The organism is Microbacterium sp. CCH5-D1, assembly GCF_001557335.1.
Classification (GTDB): Bacteria; Actinomycetota; Actinomycetes; order Actinomycetales; family Microbacteriaceae; genus Microbacterium; species Microbacterium oxydans.
Window position 1 is genome coordinate 1 of the sequence record NZ_LSJW01000019.1, and the last position, 19,630, is coordinate 19,630.

Genomic DNA, 19,630 nt, shown 5'->3' on the forward strand with positions numbered 1-19,630 from the left:
AGCCGACGGTGCCGCGGGCGGAGCCGACGGTGCCGCGGGCGGAGTGGCCGGAGGGACCGGTGCGCCGGTTGCCGGTGCAGCAGGCGGCGCGTAACCGGGCTGCGCCGGCGGGGCGTAGCCCTGCGGGCCGGGCTGAGCGTAGCCCTGGGGCGAACCGTAACCAGCGTTGGGAGCTGCAGCCGATGCCTGAGCGGGGATGCCGTCCCAGACCGTCCGGTCTCCGAGCAGGCCGTTCGCTGCCCAGGACGCGGGCTGGATGGCCGGGTTCCACCGCGACTTGTCGAAGGCGTTGATACCGAGCCACACCGGCGGCAGGAAGAAGTAGAGCACGACCCAGACGGCGTCCTTCTGCAACTTCAGACCGACGCGCCATGCGGCGATCAGGTCGATGACGCGACCGGCGATGCCGACGAGCGGGAGGATCAGGAACCAGCCGAGGAACGGGATGATCGCCCCGACGATGCCGGCGCCCATGAGGTACAGGACGAGCCAGGGGCTCAGATCACCGAGCTTGTAGAAGATCATGGTGCTGTAGACCGGCACCCAGGCGCGCCACTTGCCCTGCACGCCTGCCTTCTCGAAGATCTTCATGTAGAACCACGAGTAGAGCGCGTAGATGGCGAGTGGCAGGATCGTGTAGACCAGGATCAACGCGACGACCGCGCCGCCTGACAGGCCGTCATAGCCGTAGTAGTCGTTCATGGTTCCCTCCAGAAGTTCATGATGGGTCATCATGCGCTGAACACACTAGCGCTTCCCGGGGTTTCCGCGCATGTCCCCTTACGCCGTCGGGCGCGTTCGGGGGAATCTCTCCCGCGGAACGCGATCGCCCACGGTGAGCCGGTCACTCCTCGACGACCAGCTCCCAGACACCGTCGTCCTCACCGTCCCGGAAGACCAGCCCCCGACTGTCCGCCCACGCACGGAAGCCCCGAGCGGACGTGACGCGCGGTCGCTCCTCGGCGATCGCACGCACGAGCAAGCCCTTGGACTTCTTGTTGAAGTGATTGAGGGCTCTCCCCTGTTCCGTCACGACACGGACGTACGCAGAAGCGACCGAATCGGGCACGGGGCCCAACGCGGCATAGGCCTCGCTCCGCAGGTCGAGGATGAACGTGGGTGCGGATTCCGCCACAGCAGCGGATGTCGCGGTGGCCCAGTGGCGTCGAAGGGCAGGAAGCCCGGGAACCGACGTCCCCGCCGCGAGCCGGTACATGGGCACCTGATCCAGAGCGCCGACAGGGCCGAAGGGCGCACTGTGGATCAAGACATGCTCACCGAGCCATCTGCGGGAGGCTGATGACAGGGATCGGGCATCGAGAGCATCGAACAGCACCCCCGTATAGCGATCGATCGCCGGCATCGTGGGCGCTGAGCGCAGCATCCGATTGTGCGCGATGTCGCCGCTCTGACGCTCACTCAACTTGAGCACCCGACGCGCAGTCTCCTCATCGGAGGCGAGCTCGATCAGCGCATCGATGACGGCAGTGCGATGCGCCGACAGAGACGGCAGCACGAGCGACTCGAGATCGAGTGGCGAACCGTCGCCACCCTCACGCTTGGTCTCGGACGGCGGGAGCAGGATCTTCATGAAACCTCGGTGGATACAGACGCGTCCGCCTCGGGACCCTTGAGGGTGCCGAGGCGGACGCGTGGAACAGATGCTGCTAGGCGATGAGAGCCGCGTTGCCGGCGACGATCGTCAGGGTGTCGCCCTCCATGGAGAGGAACCCGTCCTGAGCGTTGGCCAGCACCTTGGTGCCATCCGACTGGGTGATGCGAACCTGGCCCTCGGCGAGGATGGCCAGCACCGGCTCGTGGCCGGACATGAAGCCGATCTCACCCTCGACGGTCTTGGCGACCACGAGGCTCGCCTCTCCCGTCCAGACCTCCGCATCAGCGGAGACGAGGCTGACATGCAGCGCCATGGTCAGCCGTTCTCCTTCTGGATCTTCGCCCACTGCTCTTCCACGTCGGAGATGCCACCGACGTTGAAGAAGGCCTGCTCGGCCACGTGGTCGAAGTCACCGCGGGTGATCGCGTCGAACGACTCGATGGTCTCCTTCAGCGGGACGGTCGAACCCTCGACGCCCGTGAACTTCTTGGCCATGTAGGTGTTCTGCGAGAGGAACTGCTGGATGCGGCGCGCACGCGACACGACGATCTTGTCTTCCTCGGAGAGCTCGTCGACACCGAGGATGGCGATGATCTCCTGCAGCTCCTTGTTCTTCTGGAGGATCTGCTTGACGGTCGTCGCGACGCGGTAGTGGTCCTCGCCCAAGTAGCGGGGGTCCATGATGCGCGACGTCGAGGTCAGCGGGTCGATGGCCGGGTACAGACCCTTCGAGGCGATCTCACGAGAGAGCTCGGTCGTCGCGTCGAGGTGGGCGAACGTGGTCGCCGGAGCCGGGTCGGTGTAGTCATCGGCGGGCACGTAGATCGCCTGCAGCGAGGTGATCGAGTGACCACGCGTCGAGGTGATGCGCTCCTGGAGCACACCCATCTCGTCGGCGAGGTTCGGCTGGTAACCCACGGCGGAGGGCATGCGGCCCAGCAGCGTGGAGACCTCGGAACCGGCCTGCGTGAAGCGGAAGATGTTGTCGATGAAGAGCAGCACGTCCTGCTTCTGCACGTCACGGAAGTACTCCGCCATCGTCAGAGCCGACAGGGCGACGCGCAGACGCGTCCCCGGCGGCTCGTCCATCTGGCCGAAGACGAGGGCGGTCTTGTCGAAGACACCCGCCTCTTCCATCTCGTGGATCAGGTCGTTGCCCTCACGGGTACGCTCACCGACACCGGCGAACACCGACACACCACCGTGGTCCTGCGCGACACGCTGGATCATCTCCTGGATCAGGACGGTCTTGCCGACACCGGCACCACCAAACAGACCGATCTTTCCACCCAGCACGTACGGGGTCAGGAGGTCGATCGACTTGATGCCGGTCTCGAACATCTGAGTCTTGGACTCGAGCTGGTCGAAGTTCGGCGCCTTGCGGTGGATGGGCCAGCGCTCGGTGACCTCGATCGTCTCACCGGGCTCGAGGTTCAGCACCTCGCCGATGACGTTGAACACCTTGCCCTTGGTGACGTCGCCGACGGGGACCGAGATGGCCTCGCCGGTGTCGCTGACTTCCTGTCCGCGGACGATGCCGTCGGTGGGGTTCAGCGCGATGGCGCGGACGAGGTCGTCGCCCAGGTGCTGAGCGACCTCGAGAGTGATCTCGGTGGACTCTTCGCCCATCGCGATGGTGGTCTTCAGCGCGTTGTAGATGTCGGGGATCGAGTCGTGCGGGAACTCGATGTCGACAACCGGACCGTTGACGCGTGCGACGCGCCCGACGACCGCGGTCGCCGGCTGGTCAGCCGGAGCGGTGAGGGTCATTTTCGTCTCTTTCCTGATGGTCTATTTGCTCGCGAGAGCGTCGGCCCCGCCGACGATCTCGGCGATCTGCTGCGTGATCTCCGCCTGACGCGCGTTGTTGCGCAGACGGGTGTAGTCGGTGATGAGCTTGTCGGCGTTGTCGCTGGCCGACTTCATCGCCTTCTGCGTCGCTGCCTGCTTGGCGGCGGACGACTGCAGGAGAGCGTTGAAGACGCGGCTCTGGATGTACACCGGCAGGATCGCGTCGAGAACAGTCTCGGCGTCCGGCTCGAACTCGTACAGCGGGTAAACGGTGTTACCGGCTTCCGACTCATCGGCTTCCGTGATCTCCAGCGGGAGCAGACGCACGGACTCCGGCGACTGCGTCATCATGCTGACGAAACGGTTGTACACGAGGTGGATCTCATCGACGCCGCCGTCCTGTCCTCCACGGGAGAACGCTTCGAGCAGTGTCGCCGAGATCTCCTCGGCGGTGTGGAACGACGGGGTGTCCGTGTCGCCGGTCCACTCCGCGGCCGCAGCGATCCGTCGGAACTGGAAGTATCCGACGGCCTTGCGGCCGATGAGGTAGAACACCGGCTCCTTGCCCTGCTCGCGCATGAGCTCTGCCACCTCGAGACCCTCACGGAGGATCTGCGAGTTGAAGGCTCCGGCGAGACCGCGGTCCGAGGAGAAGATCACGACCGCGGAGCGGGTGATGTTCTCGGACTCGCGGGTCAGCGGGTGATCCACGTTCGAGTGCGTCGCGACGGCCGACACGGCCCTCGTCACGGCTCGCGCGAAGGGGGTGGACGCCTTGACGCGTGCCATCGCCTTCTGGATGCGCGAAGCCGCGATGAGTTCCATCGCCTTCGTGATCTTCTTGGTCGTCTGAGCAGAAGAGATCTTCTGCTTGTAGACCCGGAGTTGAGCGCCCATATCTCAGTACCTCACGCGATTACGCGCGACGACCCTTGACGATCTTCTCCTGGTTGACGTCCTCAGCCTCGGCTGCAGCGTGCTCCTCGTGACCGGGGGCGCCGATCGCGTGGCCCTTGCCACCCTGGAACTCCAGGACGAAGGCGTCCGTCTGCTTCTCGAGCTCTGCGACCGTGGCGTCATCGAGGACGTTGGTCTCACGCAGCGTGTCGAGAACCTTGGTGTTGCGACGCAGGTAGTCGAGCAGTTCGCGCTCGAACCGGAGCACGTCCTCGACCTCGACCGTGTCGAGCTTGCCGTTCGTTCCGGCCCAGATCGAGACGACCTGCTCCTCGACGGGGTACGGCGAGTACTGCGGCTGCTTGAGCAGCTCGGTCAGACGCGCACCGCGGGACAGCTGACGACGCGAAGCCGCGTCGAGGTCGGATGCGAACATCGCGAAGGCCTCGAGGGAGCGGTACTGCGCGAGCTCCAGCTTCAACGTTCCGGAGACCTTCTTGATCGACTTCACCTGCGCGTCGCCACCGACTCGCGACACCGAGATACCCACGTCGACCGCCGGACGCTGGTTGGCGTTGAAGAGGTCGGACTGCAGGAAGATCTGGCCGTCGGTGATCGAGATCACGTTGGTCGGGATGTACGCGGAGACGTCGTTCGCCTTGGTCTCGATGATCGGGAGTCCCGTCATGGAACCGGCGCCCAGCTCGTCGGACAGCTTCGCGCAACGCTCCAGCAGACGGGAGTGCAGGTAGAAGACGTCACCCGGGTATGCCTCGCGGCCCGGCGGACGACGCAGGAGGAGCGACACGGCACGGTAGGCCTCAGCCTGCTTCGACAGGTCGTCGAAGATGATGAGGACATGCTTGCCGCCGTACATCCAGTGCTGGCCGATGGCTGAACCGGTGTACGGAGCCAGGTACTTGAAGCCGGCAGGGTCGGACGCGGGAGCGGCCACGATCGTGGTGTACTCCAGAGCGCCGGCCTCTTCGAGCGCGCCCTTCACCGAGGCGATGGTCGAGCCCTTCTGGCCGATCGCGACGTAGATGCAACGGACCTGCTTGTTGACGTCGCCGGACTCCCAGTTGGCCTTCTGGTTGATGATCGTGTCGATCGCGATGGCGGTCTTGCCGGTCTGGCGGTCACCGATGATCAGCTGACGCTGACCACGGCCGACCGGGATCATCGCGTCGATCGCCTTGATTCCGGTCTGCATCGGCTCGTGCACCGACTTGCGCTGCATGACGCCGGGCGCCTGGAGCTCGAGAGCGCGGACGCTCTCGGTCTCGATCGCGCCGAGTCCGTCGATCGGGTTGCCGAGCGGGTCGACCACGCGGCCGAGGTAACCGTCACCGACGGGGACCGAGAGGACCTCACCCGTGCGGGTTACCTCCTGGCCGGCCTCGATGCCGGTGAACTCGCCGAGGACGACGACACCGATCTCGTGCTCGTTCAGGCTCTGCGCGAGACCCTTGGTGCCGTCGGCGAAGACGACGAGCTCGTTCGCCATGACGCCGGGCAGTCCCTCGACGTGAGCGATGCCGTCCGCAGCGTCGACGACGGTGCCGACCTCGGTCGCACCGGCCGCGGTGGGCTCGTATGCGGCGGCGAAGTCCTTCAGCGCGTCACGGATGACGTCGGGGCTGATCGATAGTTCTGCCATTGTCTTCCCTTTGTATCTGGGTGCGCGGTTCCCCGCGCGAAGTCGTGTTAGCCCGCGAGCTTCTGGCGAAGGTCGGCGAGTCGTGCGGAGATGCTGCCGTCGATGACGTCATCGGCGATCTGCACGCGCAGACCTCCGACGACGGCAGGGTCGATGACGACGTTGAGCGAGACCTGACCGTCATAGCGACGCGAGAGCGAGTCGCTCAGACGGTCACGCTGCGCGTCGCTGAGGGCGGTGGCGGTGTGCACGGTGGCGACGACGCGGCCGTGCTGGTTCGAGACGATGTTCATCGCCCTGTCCAGCAGACGACGAACGCGGCGCTCACGCGGCTGGCGTACCAGCGACGTGATGACCAGAGTCGCTGCGGTGCTGGTGGAGCCTTCGGCCAGGAGACGCTCGACGAGCGTGCTCTTGGCGTCTTCTCCCCCGACGCGGCTTCCCAGAGCGAGTTCCAGCTCGGGGTTGGCTGCGATCACCCGGGAGAACCCGAAGAGCTCGCCCTCGATGTCCGTGTCCGGCTCGGCGACCGCTGCGGCGCGGATCGCGAGCTCCTCGATACCGTCGACGAGTTCATCCGCGTTGGACCAGCGTTCTGCGACCACGGTCGACAGAACGTCCTTGGCGCCTGCGGAGAACCCGCCGAACACCGCTGCGACGACATTCTGTCGTGCCGCGGCGGGAGCGGAAGGATCAGCAAGCGCGCCGCTCAGCTGGGACGAGTCGCTCACGGCCCGGGCGGCGGCGAACAGCTCCCGCGCCGTGTCGAGAGTGATGTCCTTCGCTGCGGCAAGCGTCTTGATGGATGCCGCGAGTGCCTGAGTGGTCGCGCTGCCCATTACTGAGCCGCCTTCTCGGATGCCTCGAGCTCGGCGAGGAAGCGATCGACGACAGCGGTCGCGCGTGCGTCGTCGGAGAGCGTCTCGCCGACCACGCCACCGGCGAGGTCGAGGGCGAGCGATCCGACCTCGCTGCGGAGCGAGACGAGAGCGGTCTGACGCTCCGCCTCGATCTGCGTGTGCGCGGTGGCGGTGATGCGTGCGGCCTCGGTGGTCGCGGCGTCCTTCGCCTCGGCGACGATCTTCTTGCCGTCCTCACGGGCGGCCTCGCGGATCTCGCCGGCCTCGGTGCGCGCCTCAGCGAGCTGACGCGTGTACTCCTCGAGTGCCGCCTCCGCCTGCTTCTGCGCCTCGTCGGCCTTGGCGATGTTGCCCTCGATCGCGGCGGACCGCTCATCGAGCATCTTCGTCAGCTTGGGAAGGGCGACCTTCCACACGACGATCAAGATGATGAGGAACCACAGACCCGACCAGATGATGTCGTACCACGCGGGGATCAGCGGGTTGTTCGCCGCCTCACCCTCAGCCGCGAGGTTCGTGACAAGAGCGTTCAGCATCCTGTCTCCTTCAGAAGTCGGTTCGGATTACGGGAAGGGGATGAATCCGACGGCGATGCCGACGAATGCAAGCGCCTCGGTGAAGGCGATACCGATCCACATGAGGACCTGGAGACGGCCGGCCAGCTCGGGCTGACGAGCGACGCCCTCGATGGTCTTGCCGACGACGATACCCACGCCGATGGCCGGGCCGATGGCAGCGAGGCCGTAGCCGATCACCGCGAGGTTGCCGTTGATTTCAGCGAGAACCGTAGTTGCGTCCACGGGGTTTTTCCTTTCGTTGGGTGGGAAGGCTGATGCCTGCCCGCTCAGTGTCTAGTGGGCTTAGTGCTCTTCTGCGACCGCGAGCTGGATGTAGACCGCGGTGAGGACGGTGAAGACGTACGCCTGGAGGACGGCGACCAGAATCTCGAAGAGAGTGAAGGCGCCGCCGAAGGCGAGGGTTCCGACACCGAGCGCGGCCCAGCCGCCGCCTGCGGTGAAGAAGAAGAACTGGGTCGCTGCGAAGCAGAGGACCAGGATCATGTGGCCGACCACGAGGTTCATCAGCAGTCGCAGGGTGAGCGTCACCGGGCGGATGATGAAGGTCGAGATGAGCTCGATCGGGGTGACGATGAAGTACACCGGCCACGGGACACCGGCGGGGAAGAGCGAGTTCTTGAAGAAGTTCTTCGGGCTCTTCTTGATGCCGGCGTAGATGAACGTGACATAGCTGACCACGGCGAGCGTGAGCGGCACCGCGATGATGGCCGTTCCCGGCATATTCAGGAACGGGATGATGCCGGTGATGTTCATGAACAGCGTCATGAAGAAGATCGTCATCAGGATCGGGAGGAACCGATCGCCGTCCTTGCGGCCGAGCAGGTCGTGGGCGATGCCGCCGCGCACGAAGCCCATGCCCATCTCCACCAGGCTCTGGAACCGGCCGGGGACGACCTTCATGCGGCGGGTACCGAGCCAGAGGATGAGGACCACGGCGATCACGGAGAGCAACTGGATCAGGTGGATCCGGTTCACCGGGATGGGGCCTACGTTGAAGAGGATCTCCGGAAAGAACTCATCGATCGAAGGGCCGTGGAACTCGCCGTCGGTGGCAAGTCGGGGGGTCAGGGTCGCAGCGATATTAAACAGCGCGGGCTCCAGCTTCGGGGCACCGGTCAGAACCGGGGCGACGATGGTCGGTGTGCTTCACAGCGCAAGCGCTCGCGGGCGAGCGGCGGGCACGTCTCAACACTATCAGAATCTGAGGGTCCCCTAAGACCGCTGGCCGTCCTCGACGGGGCCGCCGTCGATGTGATTGGCGTTGCCGGGGGCGCGATCTTCGGGAACCTCGGTCGGCAGCGTGGTGTCGCTGACGTGCGGCAGACGCATCTGCGTGAGTACCACGACGTCGATGACGAGCGACATCAGCACACCGGCCACGATCGAGAGGAAGAACACCATCGGCTGCAGCCAGGGCTGACCGGCGAGCAGGATCATCACCACGACGAAGACGCCCAGCTTGAGCAGCCAGCCGCCGAGCACGATCGCGAAGAACAGCTGCACGTAGAGCGGGTCTCCGAACCAGCGATTCGCGATGAGGATGCTGAGGCCGGTGATGCCGAGGAACACGGCCGCCAGCACGACGCCGAGCAGACCGCTGATGAGACCCTCGCCCTGGGCGACGAGGAAACCGACGCCGCCTGCGACGATCGCGAGCACGACGGTGGCGATCGCCGACCAGATCAGGGTCCGACGCAGGATCGGGGTGCTGGAAACGGGGCTCGGGCTCATCAGGACTCCACGGGTGTCGGATCGGGTTCGGCATCCGCAGCACTGCGGCGGGTGGGGCTCAAGGTGACGACGAGGCAGGCGGCGATGCCCAGGACGCCGAAGCCGACGCCGGGCAGGTACTGGCCTGGCCAGTCCTCCCGTGCGCCCACGTACATCATCAGGACCGCCAGGGAGACGACAGCCGTCCAGGCGTAGAAGATCAGCACGGCGTCGCGGTCCCGGTGGCCGAGATCGAGCATGCGGTGATGCAGGTGCTTGCGGTCGGGCGAGAAGGGCGAGCGTCCCGCGCTCATGCGCCGGAGCACCGCGAGGCCGAAGTCCAGCAGCGGCAGCAGTACCACGAGCAACGGGAGCAGGATCGGCAGGAACGCACCGACCAGCTGCGACCGGCCGAGACGCTCGGGGTCGAGGGCCGACGGGTCCATCTGGCCGGTGATCGCGATCGCGGACGTGGCCATGAGGAGGCCGATCACCAGTGCTCCCGAGTCGCCCATGAAGATCTTGGCCGGGCTCCAGTTCAAGGGCAGGAACCCGAGGCACGCACCGATGAGGACCGCCGCAAGGAACGTCGAGAGGTTGAAGTAGCTGGAGGCCCCGGAGTCGCGCGTGAAGATGTATGAGTAGGCGAAGAAGACGCCGTTGGAGATCAGGCACACACCGGCCACGAGGCCGTCGAGGCCGTCGATGAAGTTCACCGCGTTCATCACGATGACGATCGCGAACATCGTGATGGTGATGCTCAGCCAGCTGGACACGACGATGAGGTCGCCGAACGGCAGCGAGAGGATCTGCAGTCCGCCGCCGACCGTGATGACGCCGGCGGCGAGGAACTGCGCGCCCAGCTTGATCATCCAGTCGATGTCCCAGAGGTCGTCGACCACGCCGATGATCGCGATCAGAAGCGAGGCGCCGAGGATCGACCACATCGTCTGCGGGGGGATCCAGATGCTCTGGAAGAAGGGGTTCATCGCAGAGAAGCCGAAGGCCGCGGCGATGGCGAGGAAGATCGCGACGCCGCCCAGCCGGGGCTTGGGCGTGGTGTGCACGTCACGGTCGCGGATGGCGGGGTAGAGCTTGAACCGGAGGCTCACCTTCAACACCGCCCAGGTCAGCGCGAACGTGATCAGGGCGGTGAGGATGATCGTGAAGAGATACTGCTTCACGAATCCCCGTCCTGCTCCTGCGGGTGGTCGTGCCCGGTGTGCGCGTGCTCGGCGTGCTCCTGCCCGTCGTCCTCGGGCTCGAGCAGATCGCCGAGCACCTCATGCAGCTGCTCGCGCGTGACCGCGCCGTCACGGAGGATCCGCACCACGCCCTGGTCGGAGTCGGCGCCTCGACGCACCAGCGACGTCGCATCGACGATGGTGGACGCGATGCCGTCCTTGCTCAGACCGTCCGCGAGGTACACCGCGACGCTGTCGCCGAGCATCTTCTCAGCGTCGTACGCGGAGATGGCAGCCGACTCCCCTGTGAGGTTCGCGCTGGAGACCGCCAGTGGTCCCGTCTCCGCGAGCAGTTCGAGGGCGACGCGGCCCTCCGGCATGCGCACCGCGACCGTGCCGAGGGTCTCCCCCAGGTCCCACACCAGCGACGGCTGCGCCGGCAGCACGATCGTGAGTCCCCCGGGCCAGAACGCCTCGACCAGACGCTCCACGGGCTCGGGAACCGACTCCGCGAGGGCGGCGAGGGTCTCCTTGGTGCCGATGAGAACGGGCGGCGGCTGGTCGCGGCCGCGCCCCTTCGCGTCGAGGAGCCTCTGCACCGCGGCCGGGGAGAAGGCGTCGGCGGCGACACCGTACACCGTGTCTGTGGGGATGACGATGAGGTCGCCTCGGCCGATCGCCTGGCGCGCATTGCGCATACCGGCGAGAAGCTGCGACTCGTCGCTGCAGTCGAAGATGGTTGACATGACGGTTCGATTCTATGCGGCGCGGCCGATGAGCACGCTCGGAGGTTGCTGATCAGGGGCGGAGCGCGGTCGTGGCGCGATCCCGCAGCGTCAGGTCGCGATGCGTCGCCGCCGCACGCCAGCCGTCGACGGTGAGGATCTCCCTGATCGATTCGCCCTGCAGCTCGCCGTGCTCGATGACGAGAAGCCCGCCGGGGCGCAGCAGGCCGAGCGCGCGTCCGCTGAGCACGCGAACGATGTCGAGACCGTCCTCTCCGCCGTACAGCGCCATGGCCGGGTCGAAGAGTCGCACCTCCGGGTCGCGAGGTACGGCCGCGTCAGGGACGTACGGCGGGTTCGAGATGACCACGGACGCCGTGCCGTCGAGCTCAGGGAACGCGTCTCGCAGATCGGAGAGGACCAGCGTCAGGTTCTCCACTCCCTCCACGTTGCGAGTCGCCCACGCGTGGGCGTCTTCGGACAGTTCGGCGGCGAAGATCCGGGCGTGCGGGACCTCCGTGGCCATCGCGAGGGCGATGGCCCCGCTTCCGGTGCCGAGGTCGATGCCGATCGGGGCGGGTTCCGCGGAGTTCACCAGCGCGTCGATCGCGTATTGCGCGACGGTCTCGGTCTCCGGACGCGGCACGAAGACGCCGGGGCCGACAGCGAGTTCGAGGTGACGGAAGGGAGCGGTCCCGGTGATGTGCTGGAGGGGCTCGCGTGCGGCTCGACGGGCGACGACCGAGTCCAGCGCCACCGCATCGGCATCGTCGACACGGTCGCCGCGGACGATGGCGGCCTGCATCTCGCCGCGCCGCCTGCCGAGGACGTGCCCGGCGAGGAGCTCGGCATCGACCAGAGGATCGGGGACGCCGACGTCGGTCAGACGCTGGGCCGCCGCGCGGACGACCGCAGCAAGAGAGTTGTCGGACATGACTTCCAGCGTAGGGTGCGGGCGACCGTCACAAAGCCTCACCCATAGACCCCCTCCCCTAGGCTGGTCCCGCAGCGACCCCCGCACAGGAAGGCTCACCATGCCCGGCATCCACTCCGACATCACGACCGCTTTCGGCAACACCCCGCTCGTCCGGCTGAACCGGGTGACCGAGGGTCTCGGTGCGACCGTCCTCGCCAAGCTCGAGTACTACAACCCCGCCTCGAGCGTGAAGGATCGCATCGGCATCGCCATGATCAATGCCGCCGAGGCGTCGGGTGAGCTGCAGCCTGGCGGCACGATCGTGGAATCGACGAGCGGCAACACCGGCATCGCCCTCGCCATGGTCGGCGCGGCGCGCGGGTACCGTGTCATCCTCACGATGCCGGCCTCCATGTCGAAGGAGCGCCGCGTGCTGCTGAAGGCGTTCGGGGCACAGATCGTGCTCACCGACCCCACCAAGGGCATGAGCGGCGCGATCGAGGAGACCAAGCGCATCGTCGCGGAGACCCCTGGCGCGATCTGGATCCGCCAGTTCGAGAACGCCGCCAACCCGCAGATCCACCGCGAGACCACGGCGCAGGAGATCCTCCGCGACACGGACGGCGCCGTCGACATCCTGGTGGCAGGCGTCGGCACCGGAGGGACCGTCACCGGAACCGGACAGGCTCTCAAAGCCGCGAAGCCGGGCGTCCAGGTGATCGCCGTCGAGCCCAAGGACTCCCCCGTGCTGACCGAGGGACACCCCGGGCCGCACAAGATCCAGGGCATCGGCCCGAACTTCGTCCCGGACGTGCTCGACCGCGAGGTGCTGGACGAGATCCTCACCGCGGAGTTCGACGAGTCGATCCGCGTCGCCCGCGAGCTCGCCGCGAAGGAAGGTCTGCTCGTCGGCATGTCTTCCGGCGCAGCCGTCGCCGCCGCGCTGAAGGTGGCCGCCCGCCCCGAGAACGCCGGCAAGACGATCGTGGTCGTGATCCCGGACACCGGTGAGCGTTACCTGTCCACCGCACTGTTCGAGGATCTGCGCGAAGACTGAGGCCGTCGATGGGAATGATCGGGCGGATGCGCGAGGACATCGCCGCAGCTCGCCTCCGGGACCCGGCCGCGCGCAGCGCCGTCGAGGTCGCACTGCTGTACCCCGGGCTGCACGCGATCTGGGCGCACCGCGTATCCCACGCGCTCTGGCGGCGCCGGCTGCGTCTGCTCGCGCGAGCCGGGTCACAGGTCTCACGCTGGCTCACCGGGATCGAGATCCATCCCGGTGCACGCATCGGTCGCCGGTTCTTCATCGACCACGGGATGGGTGTCGTGATCGGCGAGACCGCCGTCGTGGGCGACGACGTGATGCTCTATCACGGTGTCACGCTCGGAGGACGCACACGCACCTCGGGCAAGCGGCATCCCACCCTCGAGAACGGCGTCGCCGTCGGAGCGGGGGCCAAGATCCTCGGATCCGTCACGATCGGCGCGCGGTCAGTGGTCGGCGCGAACGCGGTCGTGACCCGAGACGCCCCGGCGGACAGCATCCTCGTCGGCATTCCGGCGAAACCGCGTCACCGCACGGCCGGTGAGGACACCAGAGCGCTCCTCACCGCCCCGGACCACTACGCGATCTGACGCGCGTGCGCTAGCGGCGTTCTCCCTTGACCGACTCGACCTTCTTGCGGAGGAAGATCAGCGGGAGCAGCACACTTCCGAGGGCCGTGATCAACCACACGATGACCGAACCCAGCAACCATCCGGTGAGGTCGGTGATGCGCAGACCACCGATCGGGAGCAGCACGACGATGATCAGCGAGATCAGCGTCGACACGATGCCGATGCCGCCCATGAGCACGGGTGCGTAGCGATTGGCGATCTTCATGACCCACGGCGAGAGCACGCTCTGCAGGATCGCGAAGATCAGGATGCAGATGACGAATCCCCACCACTTGTCCCACTCGATCTCGAAGCCGTCGAGCAGCAGGTCGGCGGCGATCAGGCCGAGGCCGGCGGACACCAGGTAGAGCAGGCCGCGGAAGAGGAATGTGATCACGGGCTGAGCATAGCGCCCCGGCTCCAGGAGAGCGGGGAGTGCGCTGTCCGCACTCCCCGCCGTCCGGTCACTGGGCCACGAAGAACGGGACCGCTCCGCTCAGGATGCCGACGCCGAGCATCACGAGCGAGACGATGGTCGCGCGCCACAGGACCTTGCGGTGGTGATCGCCCAGGTTCACGCTCGCGAGGGACACGAGCAGCAGGATCGCCGGGACGAGCGGACTCTGCAGGTGCACGGGCTGACCGGTGATCGACGCCCTCGCCATCTCCACGGGATCGATGCCGAAGTTGGCAGCGCTCTGGGCGAGCACCGGGAGGATGCCGAAGTAGAACGCGTCGTTCGACATGAAGAACGTGAACGGGATCGACAGGAGTCCGGTGATCGGTGCGAGGAACGGGCCGAGAGCAGGAGGAAGCACGTTCGTGATCCACGCGGCCATCGCGTCGACCATTCCGGTGCCGGTGAGCACGCCCACCAGGACACCGGCCGCGATCACCATGGAGACGACGCCCACGATGCTCGGTGCGTGCGCGACGATCTCGGAGGCCTGCTCCTTGATGCCCCGGAAGTTGATGACGAGGGCGAGCCCGGCCCCCACCATGAACACGTACGGCAGCGGCAGGATGTCGAGCACCAGCAGCACCATCACCGCGAGTGTGAGGGCGAGGTTGAACCAGATGAGCTTCGGTCGGAGCGTGGGGCGGGCGGGGTCCAGCATCGTGTCCGCCATGGCCGTGTCCGCGGGGTCGACGCTCGCAGCGGAGACCGGAGCATGGCCGCCGGCGACGACCACGAGGTTGCCGGTACGCAGCGACGCGCGCGCTCCGGGCTTCGGCTCCGCACCGCGGAAGATCTTCGGCACGGTCGACAGCGATCCGCCGTCGGCACCGACGAGCAGGCCCTCCGAGTCCAGGCGCCCGAGGCGGCGACGCTCCTGGAGTCCGAGGATCCACGCGAACCCGAGAGTCACGACGATACCGGCGCCGAGCGCGGGCAGCATCGGCACGAAGATGTCTGTCGGCTGCACTCCGAGCGCTGTCGCGGCGCGCACGGTCGGCCCACCCCAGGGAACGATGTTCAGCGTGCCGTTCATGAGGCCGGCGACGCACGTCAGCACCACGGGGCTCATCCCGAGCCGGAGGTAGATGGGGAGCATCGCCGACGTCGTGATGATGAAGGTCGTTGAACCGTCGCCGTCCAGGGAGACCGCGCCGGCGAGGATCGCGGTTCCGAGCACCACCTTCGCCGGGTCGTCTCCGAGCAGCCGCGTGATGAGGCGGATGAGTGGATCGAACAGCCCCACGTCGATCATGATGCCGAAGAACATGATCGCGAACATCAGCAGCGCCGCGGTCGGCGCCATCTTGCCGATCGAATCGAGGATCATGTCGCCGAGGCCGAGACCTGCGCCGGCGAAGAGCCCGAACGCGGTCGGAACCAGGATCAGCGCCACCATGGGAGTGAGACGCTTGGTCATGATGAGCGTCATGAACGCGAGGACCATCGTGAACCCCAGCAGCACGAGCACCCACTCCGGCGGCACGAACGCCACATCGTAGGTCGGCGCCTCTTCGGCGGCCGCGAACAGACCGGTGAGTGCGTCTGGCATGCGTTGACTCCTTCGTCGTGTCTCCGTCTGCGTCGACGGATCCCGACGAGAATAGGCAATCCGCGCGCCGAGGGAGCGGTATGTCGCATTCCCTGTCGTTGTGCGCGTAGCGTGGGTTCTGCGCATATTGCGCGAGCGCAGCATGGAGAGAATCACGGTGCCGAGGATGACGTCGACCAGACCGCGGTTCGCCACGCGCGCCCTGCTCCTGCAGCTTGCGACGGTGACCCTCGTCGTCGCCCTGTGCACCGGGGTGTATCTCCTCCTCGCCGTGCAGCAGCTGCGTGCCGAGGCGGAGTCGACGGCGCTGGGAATCGCCCGCACCCTCGCAGAGGATCCGCAGGTGCGCGCAGAGGTCGCTCGCATCTCCCTCCAGGAGGGCACACCCGACGCGGCAGAATTGCGCGAAGGCGACCTGCAGCGCATCGCATCCGATGTCACCGCGCGCACTGGCGCACTGTTCGTGGTGCTCACCGATGACAACGGCATCCGTCTCGCGCATCCCACCCCCGCACGGATCGGCGAGGAGGTCAGCACGCCATACGAAGAGGTGCTCGCGGGCGCCGAGATCGTCGACTGGCAGACCGGGACACTCGGCGAGTCCGCACGCGCGAAGGTTCCCGTCCGGGACGAGACCGGCACCCCGGTGGGCGAGGTCAGTGTGGGGTTCGAGCGTGCGGGTGTCTTCGACGACCTGCCGCCCCTGCTCGCCGTGATCGGGGGTACGGCTGCGGGCGCCCTCGCTCTGGCTGTGCTCGCATCCCTCCTGCTCCGCAGACGATGGGAGCGTCTCACCCTCGGCGTGCAGCCGGAAGAGCTGGTCGCGCTCGTGCAGAACCAGACGGCCGTGCTGGACGGGGTCGACGACGGCGTCATCGCCATAGACACACGCGGCATCGTCCGGGTCAGCAACGCCGCCGCCGATCGGCTGCTCGACCTCGACGACCCGGTCGGACGTCCCGTCGACGACCTCGGTCTCCTCCCGGCCGTCCTGGACACCCTCACGGGTACCGGCGCCCGCACGAGCGCCCTCGTCGGAGACCGGATGCTGTATCTCGACTCGCGGAGCGTGGTGCGCGAGGGGCAGCAGCTCGGCACCGTGCTCATCGTGCGCGACCGCACGGACCTGGTCGCCTTGGCCGAGCGCCTGGAGACGGTCAGGACGATGACCGCCGCGTTGCGCGTGCAGAGACACGAGTTCGCCAACCGCATGCACGTGGCCGCCGGACTCATCGATGCCGGCCGGGTCACAGATGCCAGGGCGTTCCTCGGCGAGCTCGTGGAGCGGGGTCCTGTGGCGTTCCCGGTCGTGGGGCTGGACCTCCTGCGGGACCCCTTTCTGCACTCGTTCCTGGGCGCTAAAGCCGTCGAAGCCGGAGAACGCGGCGTCGCCCTGCGCATCGCGGACGACACCCACCTGATCGGCACGGTGATCGCTCCCGAAGACGTCGCCGCAGTCCTCGGCAACCTCGTGGACAACGCCGTGACCGCCGCGGTCTCGGGAGAGCGGACTCCGCGCTGGGTCGAGGTGGCGGTCCTGGACGACGACGATGCACTGGTGTTCACCGTCTCCGACTCCGGCCCCGGACTCGGAGACGTCGATCCTTTCGCCCCGCGGACGCGGGACCAGAAGACCACCGACACCGTGCACGGGCATGGGATCGGACTTCCGCTGTCGACGGAGATCGCCCGTCGGAACGGGGGCGACCTCTGGGTCATCGACCCCGGCGGTGTCGACAGCCGCGGTATCGACAGCCGCGGTGTCGAAGGCGGCGCTGTCTTCGCCGCGCGCATCAACGGAGCAGTCGACCGCAGCTCCCCCGATCCTGAGGAGAACACATGACCGTCCCCCTGCGCGTACTCATCCTGGACGACGACTTCCGCGTCGCCCAGCTTCATCAGGGCATCGTCGAGGAGCACGCAGGAGTCGGCGTCGCCGAGACCGTGCGATCGCTCGCCGAAGCCCGCGACAGCATGCGTGCTTCCCGACCGGACCTGCTCATCGCCGACGTGTTCCTTCCCGACGGGGACGGCATCGCGCTCGTCCGCGAGTCCGGCATCGACGCGATCCTGATCTCCGCCGCCGATGACGCTCCGACGGTACGCAGAGCACTGCGGTCGGGAGCTGTCGGCTATCTCGTGAAGCCCTTCGAGCGACGGGCTCTGTCAGGACTCCTGGATCACTACGTGCGATACCGCAACCTCCTCGGCGGTGATCGCACCCTCCGCCAGGAAGACGTCGACCGCGCCCTCGCCATCCTGCACGGTGCGGGCGAACCGGTGTCCGTCTCGCGGTCGGCGACGGAGCAGCTCGTGCTCGCCGCACTCGGCGACGGAGAGCGTTCGGCAGCGGAGATCGGGGAACGCGTCGGAATCTCGCGCGCGACCGCGCAACGGCATCTCGCAGCGCTCGCGGCGAGAGCCGTCGTCGACGTGCGCCTCAACTACGGATCGACGGGCCGCCCCGAACACCGCTACGCCGCACGCGTCTGACGTCAGCGGATGGACGGCTCAGGAATCGGAGCCGACGGCTGCGAGGCGTGCTTCCTCGTCGGCGGCGATCGCGCTCTCGATGATCGGGTCGAGCGCGCCGTCCATGACCTGATCGAGGTTGTACGCCTTGAATCCGGTCCGGTGATCCGCGATCCGGTTCTCCGGGAAGTTGTAGGTGCGGATGCGCTCCGAACGGTCCATGCCCCGGATCTGCGACTTGCGCGCGTCGGAGGCGGCTGCGTCGAGCTCCTCCTGCTGCTTGGCCAGCATTCGGGCGCGCAGCACGCGCATCGCGGCCTCGCGGTTCTGCAGCTGCGACTTCTCGTTCTGCATCGACACGACGATGCCGGTGGGCACGTGTGTGATCCGCACCGCGGAGTCCGTGGTGTTGACGGACTGACCGCCGGGCCCCGAGGAGCGGAACACATCGATCTTGAGGTCGTTCTGGTCGATGTGGATCTCCTCCGGCTCATCGACCTCGGGGAAGACCAGCACACCGGTCGTCGAGGTGTGGATGCGGCCCTGCGACTCCGTCGCCGGCACCCGCTGCACACGGTGCACCCCTCCCTCGTACTTCAGGTGCGCCCAGACGCCCTGCGCCGGATCGGAGGAGGAACCCTTGATCGCGACCTGCACGTCCTTGTACCCACCGAGGTCTGACTCGTTGCGCTCGAGCAGCTCGGTCTTCCAGCCCTTGGATGCGGCGTACTGGATGTACATGCGCAGGAGGTCGGCGGCGAACAGCGCGGACTCCGCGCCGCCCTCCCCTGCCTTGATCTCCATGATCACGTCGCGGGCATCGTCGGGGTCACGCGGGATCAGCAGACGCCGCAGACGCTCCTGAGCGCCCTGCAGCTCTTCTTCCATCGCAGGGATCTCCGCCGCGATGGACTCGTCCTCCCTGGCGAACTCCCGCGCCGTCGCCAGGTCATCGGTCGCCGCGACCCAGGCCTCGTAGGCGGAGACGATGCGCGAGAGTTCCGCGTATCGACGGTTGACGCGCTTCGCGCGTGCCGCGTCGGCGTGCACCGCCGGGTCGGAGAGCTCCTCCTGCACCCGGCGATGCTCGTCGATCAGAGTCTGGACGGACTCGAACACGGGTCGGCCGCTCAGCGGATGTTGTTGTCGTGTCCGTGAGCGCCCGAGGGCAGCGTCGGGATCGACTTCTGCATCTGCACGAGGAACTCGACGTTCGAGTTGGTCTCCTTGAGCTTGCCAAGCACGACCTCGAGCGCCTGCTGCGGGTCGAGTCCGGCGAGGGCGCGACGGAGCTTCCACGTGATCTTGACCTCGTCGGCCGAGAGCAGCATCTCCTCGCGGCGGGTGCTGGACGCGTTCACGTCCACGGCCGGGAAGATCCGCTTGTCGGCGAGCTGACGCGACAGGCGCAGTTCGCTGTTGCCGGTGCCCTTGAACTCCTCGAAGATGACCTCGTCCATCTTGGAGCCGGTCTCGACGAGCGCGGTGGCGAGGATCGTCAGGGATCCGCCGTTCTCGATGTTGCGGGCTGCACCGAAGAAGCGCTTCGGCGGG

At 67.1% G+C, this 19,630-nt stretch carries 21 protein-coding genes and 1 pseudogene; 4 read left to right on the forward strand and 18 right to left on the reverse strand.

Annotated elements, in window-relative coordinates:
- The 14 genes from AX744_RS01230 to prmC all read right to left on the reverse strand — a co-directional run.
- The coding region (locus AX744_RS01230; RefSeq protein ID WP_157543493.1) for a DUF5684 domain-containing protein at positions 1-702 on the reverse strand (702 nt) is incomplete at its 3' end.
- Positions 703-844: 142 nt separating this feature from the next.
- Positions 845-1,591 carry a YaaA family protein gene (locus AX744_RS01235; RefSeq protein WP_061015174.1) on the reverse strand — a complete coding sequence of 249 codons (747 nt, stop codon included), beginning with the start codon at positions 1,589-1,591 and terminating at the stop codon, positions 845-847.
- A 76-nt stretch (positions 1,592-1,667) separates the two neighbouring features.
- Complete coding sequence (locus AX744_RS01240) at positions 1,668-1,928, reverse strand: F0F1 ATP synthase subunit epsilon (RefSeq protein ID WP_046748245.1); 261 nt, start codon at positions 1,926-1,928, stop codon at positions 1,668-1,670.
- Between the two features lie 2 nt (positions 1,929-1,930).
- Positions 1,931-3,385 carry a F0F1 ATP synthase subunit beta gene (gene atpD / locus AX744_RS01245; protein WP_058631290.1) on the reverse strand — a complete coding sequence of 485 codons (1,455 nt, stop codon included), beginning with the start codon at positions 3,383-3,385 and terminating at the stop codon, positions 1,931-1,933.
- Positions 3,386-3,406: 21 nt separating this feature from the next.
- Positions 3,407-4,303, reverse strand: a complete 897-nt coding sequence (locus AX744_RS01250) for a F0F1 ATP synthase subunit gamma (protein ID WP_046748243.1) — start codon at positions 4,301-4,303, stop codon at positions 3,407-3,409.
- Between the two features lie 19 nt (positions 4,304-4,322).
- A complete protein-coding gene (gene atpA, locus AX744_RS01255) occupies positions 4,323-5,963 on the reverse strand; it encodes a F0F1 ATP synthase subunit alpha (RefSeq protein WP_046748242.1) in 1,641 nt (546 codons plus the stop codon).
- 47 nt (positions 5,964-6,010) lie between these two features.
- Positions 6,011-6,802 carry a F0F1 ATP synthase subunit delta gene (locus AX744_RS01260; protein ID WP_061015175.1) on the reverse strand — a complete coding sequence of 264 codons (792 nt, stop codon included), beginning with the start codon at positions 6,800-6,802 and terminating at the stop codon, positions 6,011-6,013.
- The gene (locus AX744_RS01265; RefSeq protein WP_058631293.1) at positions 6,802-7,359 is read right to left on the reverse strand and encodes a F0F1 ATP synthase subunit B; all 558 of its coding nucleotides are present in this window, start codon (positions 7,357-7,359) and stop codon (positions 6,802-6,804) included. The genes AX744_RS01260 and AX744_RS01265 overlap by 1 nt, the downstream gene beginning before the upstream one ends.
- A 27-nt stretch (positions 7,360-7,386) precedes the next feature.
- Entirely contained in the window at positions 7,387-7,623 is a 237-nt protein-coding gene (gene atpE / locus AX744_RS01270; RefSeq protein WP_028502887.1) for an ATP synthase F0 subunit C, read from the reverse strand.
- Between the two features lie 60 nt (positions 7,624-7,683).
- The gene (gene atpB / locus AX744_RS01275; RefSeq protein ID WP_371861862.1) at positions 7,684-8,481 is read right to left on the reverse strand and encodes a F0F1 ATP synthase subunit A; all 798 of its coding nucleotides are present in this window, start codon (positions 8,479-8,481) and stop codon (positions 7,684-7,686) included.
- Positions 8,482-8,613: 132 nt separating this feature from the next.
- Positions 8,614-9,132, reverse strand: a complete 519-nt coding sequence (locus tag AX744_RS01280) for a hypothetical protein (RefSeq protein WP_058631294.1) — start codon at positions 9,130-9,132, stop codon at positions 8,614-8,616.
- Positions 9,132-10,295 (reverse strand): MraY family glycosyltransferase, encoded by a 1,164-nt coding sequence (locus AX744_RS01285; RefSeq protein ID WP_046748237.1) that lies wholly within the window; start codon positions 10,293-10,295, stop codon positions 9,132-9,134. Before AX744_RS01285 ends, AX744_RS01280 begins: the two co-directional genes overlap by 1 nt.
- Positions 10,292-11,041, reverse strand: coding sequence for an L-threonylcarbamoyladenylate synthase (locus AX744_RS01290; RefSeq protein ID WP_058631295.1), 750 nt, complete (start codon positions 11,039-11,041; stop codon positions 10,292-10,294). Before AX744_RS01290 ends, AX744_RS01285 begins: the two co-directional genes overlap by 4 nt.
- Before the next feature lie 52 nt (positions 11,042-11,093).
- Positions 11,094-11,954 carry a peptide chain release factor N(5)-glutamine methyltransferase gene (prmC, locus tag AX744_RS01295; protein ID WP_061015176.1) on the reverse strand — a complete coding sequence of 287 codons (861 nt, stop codon included), beginning with the start codon at positions 11,952-11,954 and terminating at the stop codon, positions 11,094-11,096.
- A gap of 100 nt (positions 11,955-12,054) precedes the next feature.
- On the opposite strand from prmC, the gene cysK reads away from it, so the two are divergent.
- Both cysK and epsC read left to right on the forward strand, forming a co-directional pair.
- Entirely contained in the window at positions 12,055-12,993 is a 939-nt protein-coding gene (gene cysK, locus AX744_RS01300) for a cysteine synthase A (protein ID WP_058631297.1), read from the forward strand.
- Positions 12,994-13,001: 8 nt separating this feature from the next.
- Positions 13,002-13,574 (forward strand): serine O-acetyltransferase EpsC, encoded by a 573-nt coding sequence (gene epsC, locus AX744_RS01305; protein ID WP_061015177.1) that lies wholly within the window; start codon positions 13,002-13,004, stop codon positions 13,572-13,574.
- A gap of 10 nt (positions 13,575-13,584) precedes the next feature.
- On the opposite strand, the gene AX744_RS01310 is transcribed toward epsC, so the two are convergent.
- Together AX744_RS01310 and AX744_RS01315 are read right to left on the reverse strand one after the other, a co-directional pair.
- Positions 13,585-13,992, reverse strand: coding sequence for a phage holin family protein (locus AX744_RS01310; protein ID WP_046748232.1), 408 nt, complete (start codon positions 13,990-13,992; stop codon positions 13,585-13,587).
- A gap of 67 nt (positions 13,993-14,059) precedes the next feature.
- Positions 14,060-15,604: a CitMHS family transporter gene (locus AX744_RS01315; RefSeq protein WP_061015178.1), complete on the reverse strand. Its 1,545-nt coding sequence runs from the start codon at positions 15,602-15,604 to the stop codon at positions 14,060-14,062.
- A gap of 166 nt (positions 15,605-15,770) precedes the next feature.
- Here AX744_RS01315 and AX744_RS01320 point away from each other — a divergent pair, with 166 nt between their 5' ends.
- Positions 15,771-17,447, forward strand: coding sequence for a sensor histidine kinase (locus AX744_RS01320; protein ID WP_231728718.1), 1,677 nt, complete (start codon positions 15,771-15,773; stop codon positions 17,445-17,447).
- Positions 17,444-18,097 (forward strand): response regulator, encoded by a 654-nt coding sequence (locus AX744_RS01325; protein ID WP_061015180.1) that lies wholly within the window; start codon positions 17,444-17,446, stop codon positions 18,095-18,097. Before AX744_RS01320 ends, AX744_RS01325 begins: the two co-directional genes overlap by 4 nt.
- Positions 18,098-18,115: 18 nt before the next feature.
- On the opposite strand, the gene prfA is transcribed toward AX744_RS01325, so the two are convergent.
- Entirely contained in the window at positions 18,116-19,195 is a 1,080-nt protein-coding gene (prfA, locus tag AX744_RS01330; protein ID WP_046748229.1) for a peptide chain release factor 1, read from the reverse strand.
- A gap of 11 nt (positions 19,196-19,206) precedes the next feature.
- A pseudogene (locus AX744_RS01335) lies at positions 19,207-19,630 on the reverse strand (transcription termination factor Rho); the annotation flags it as partial.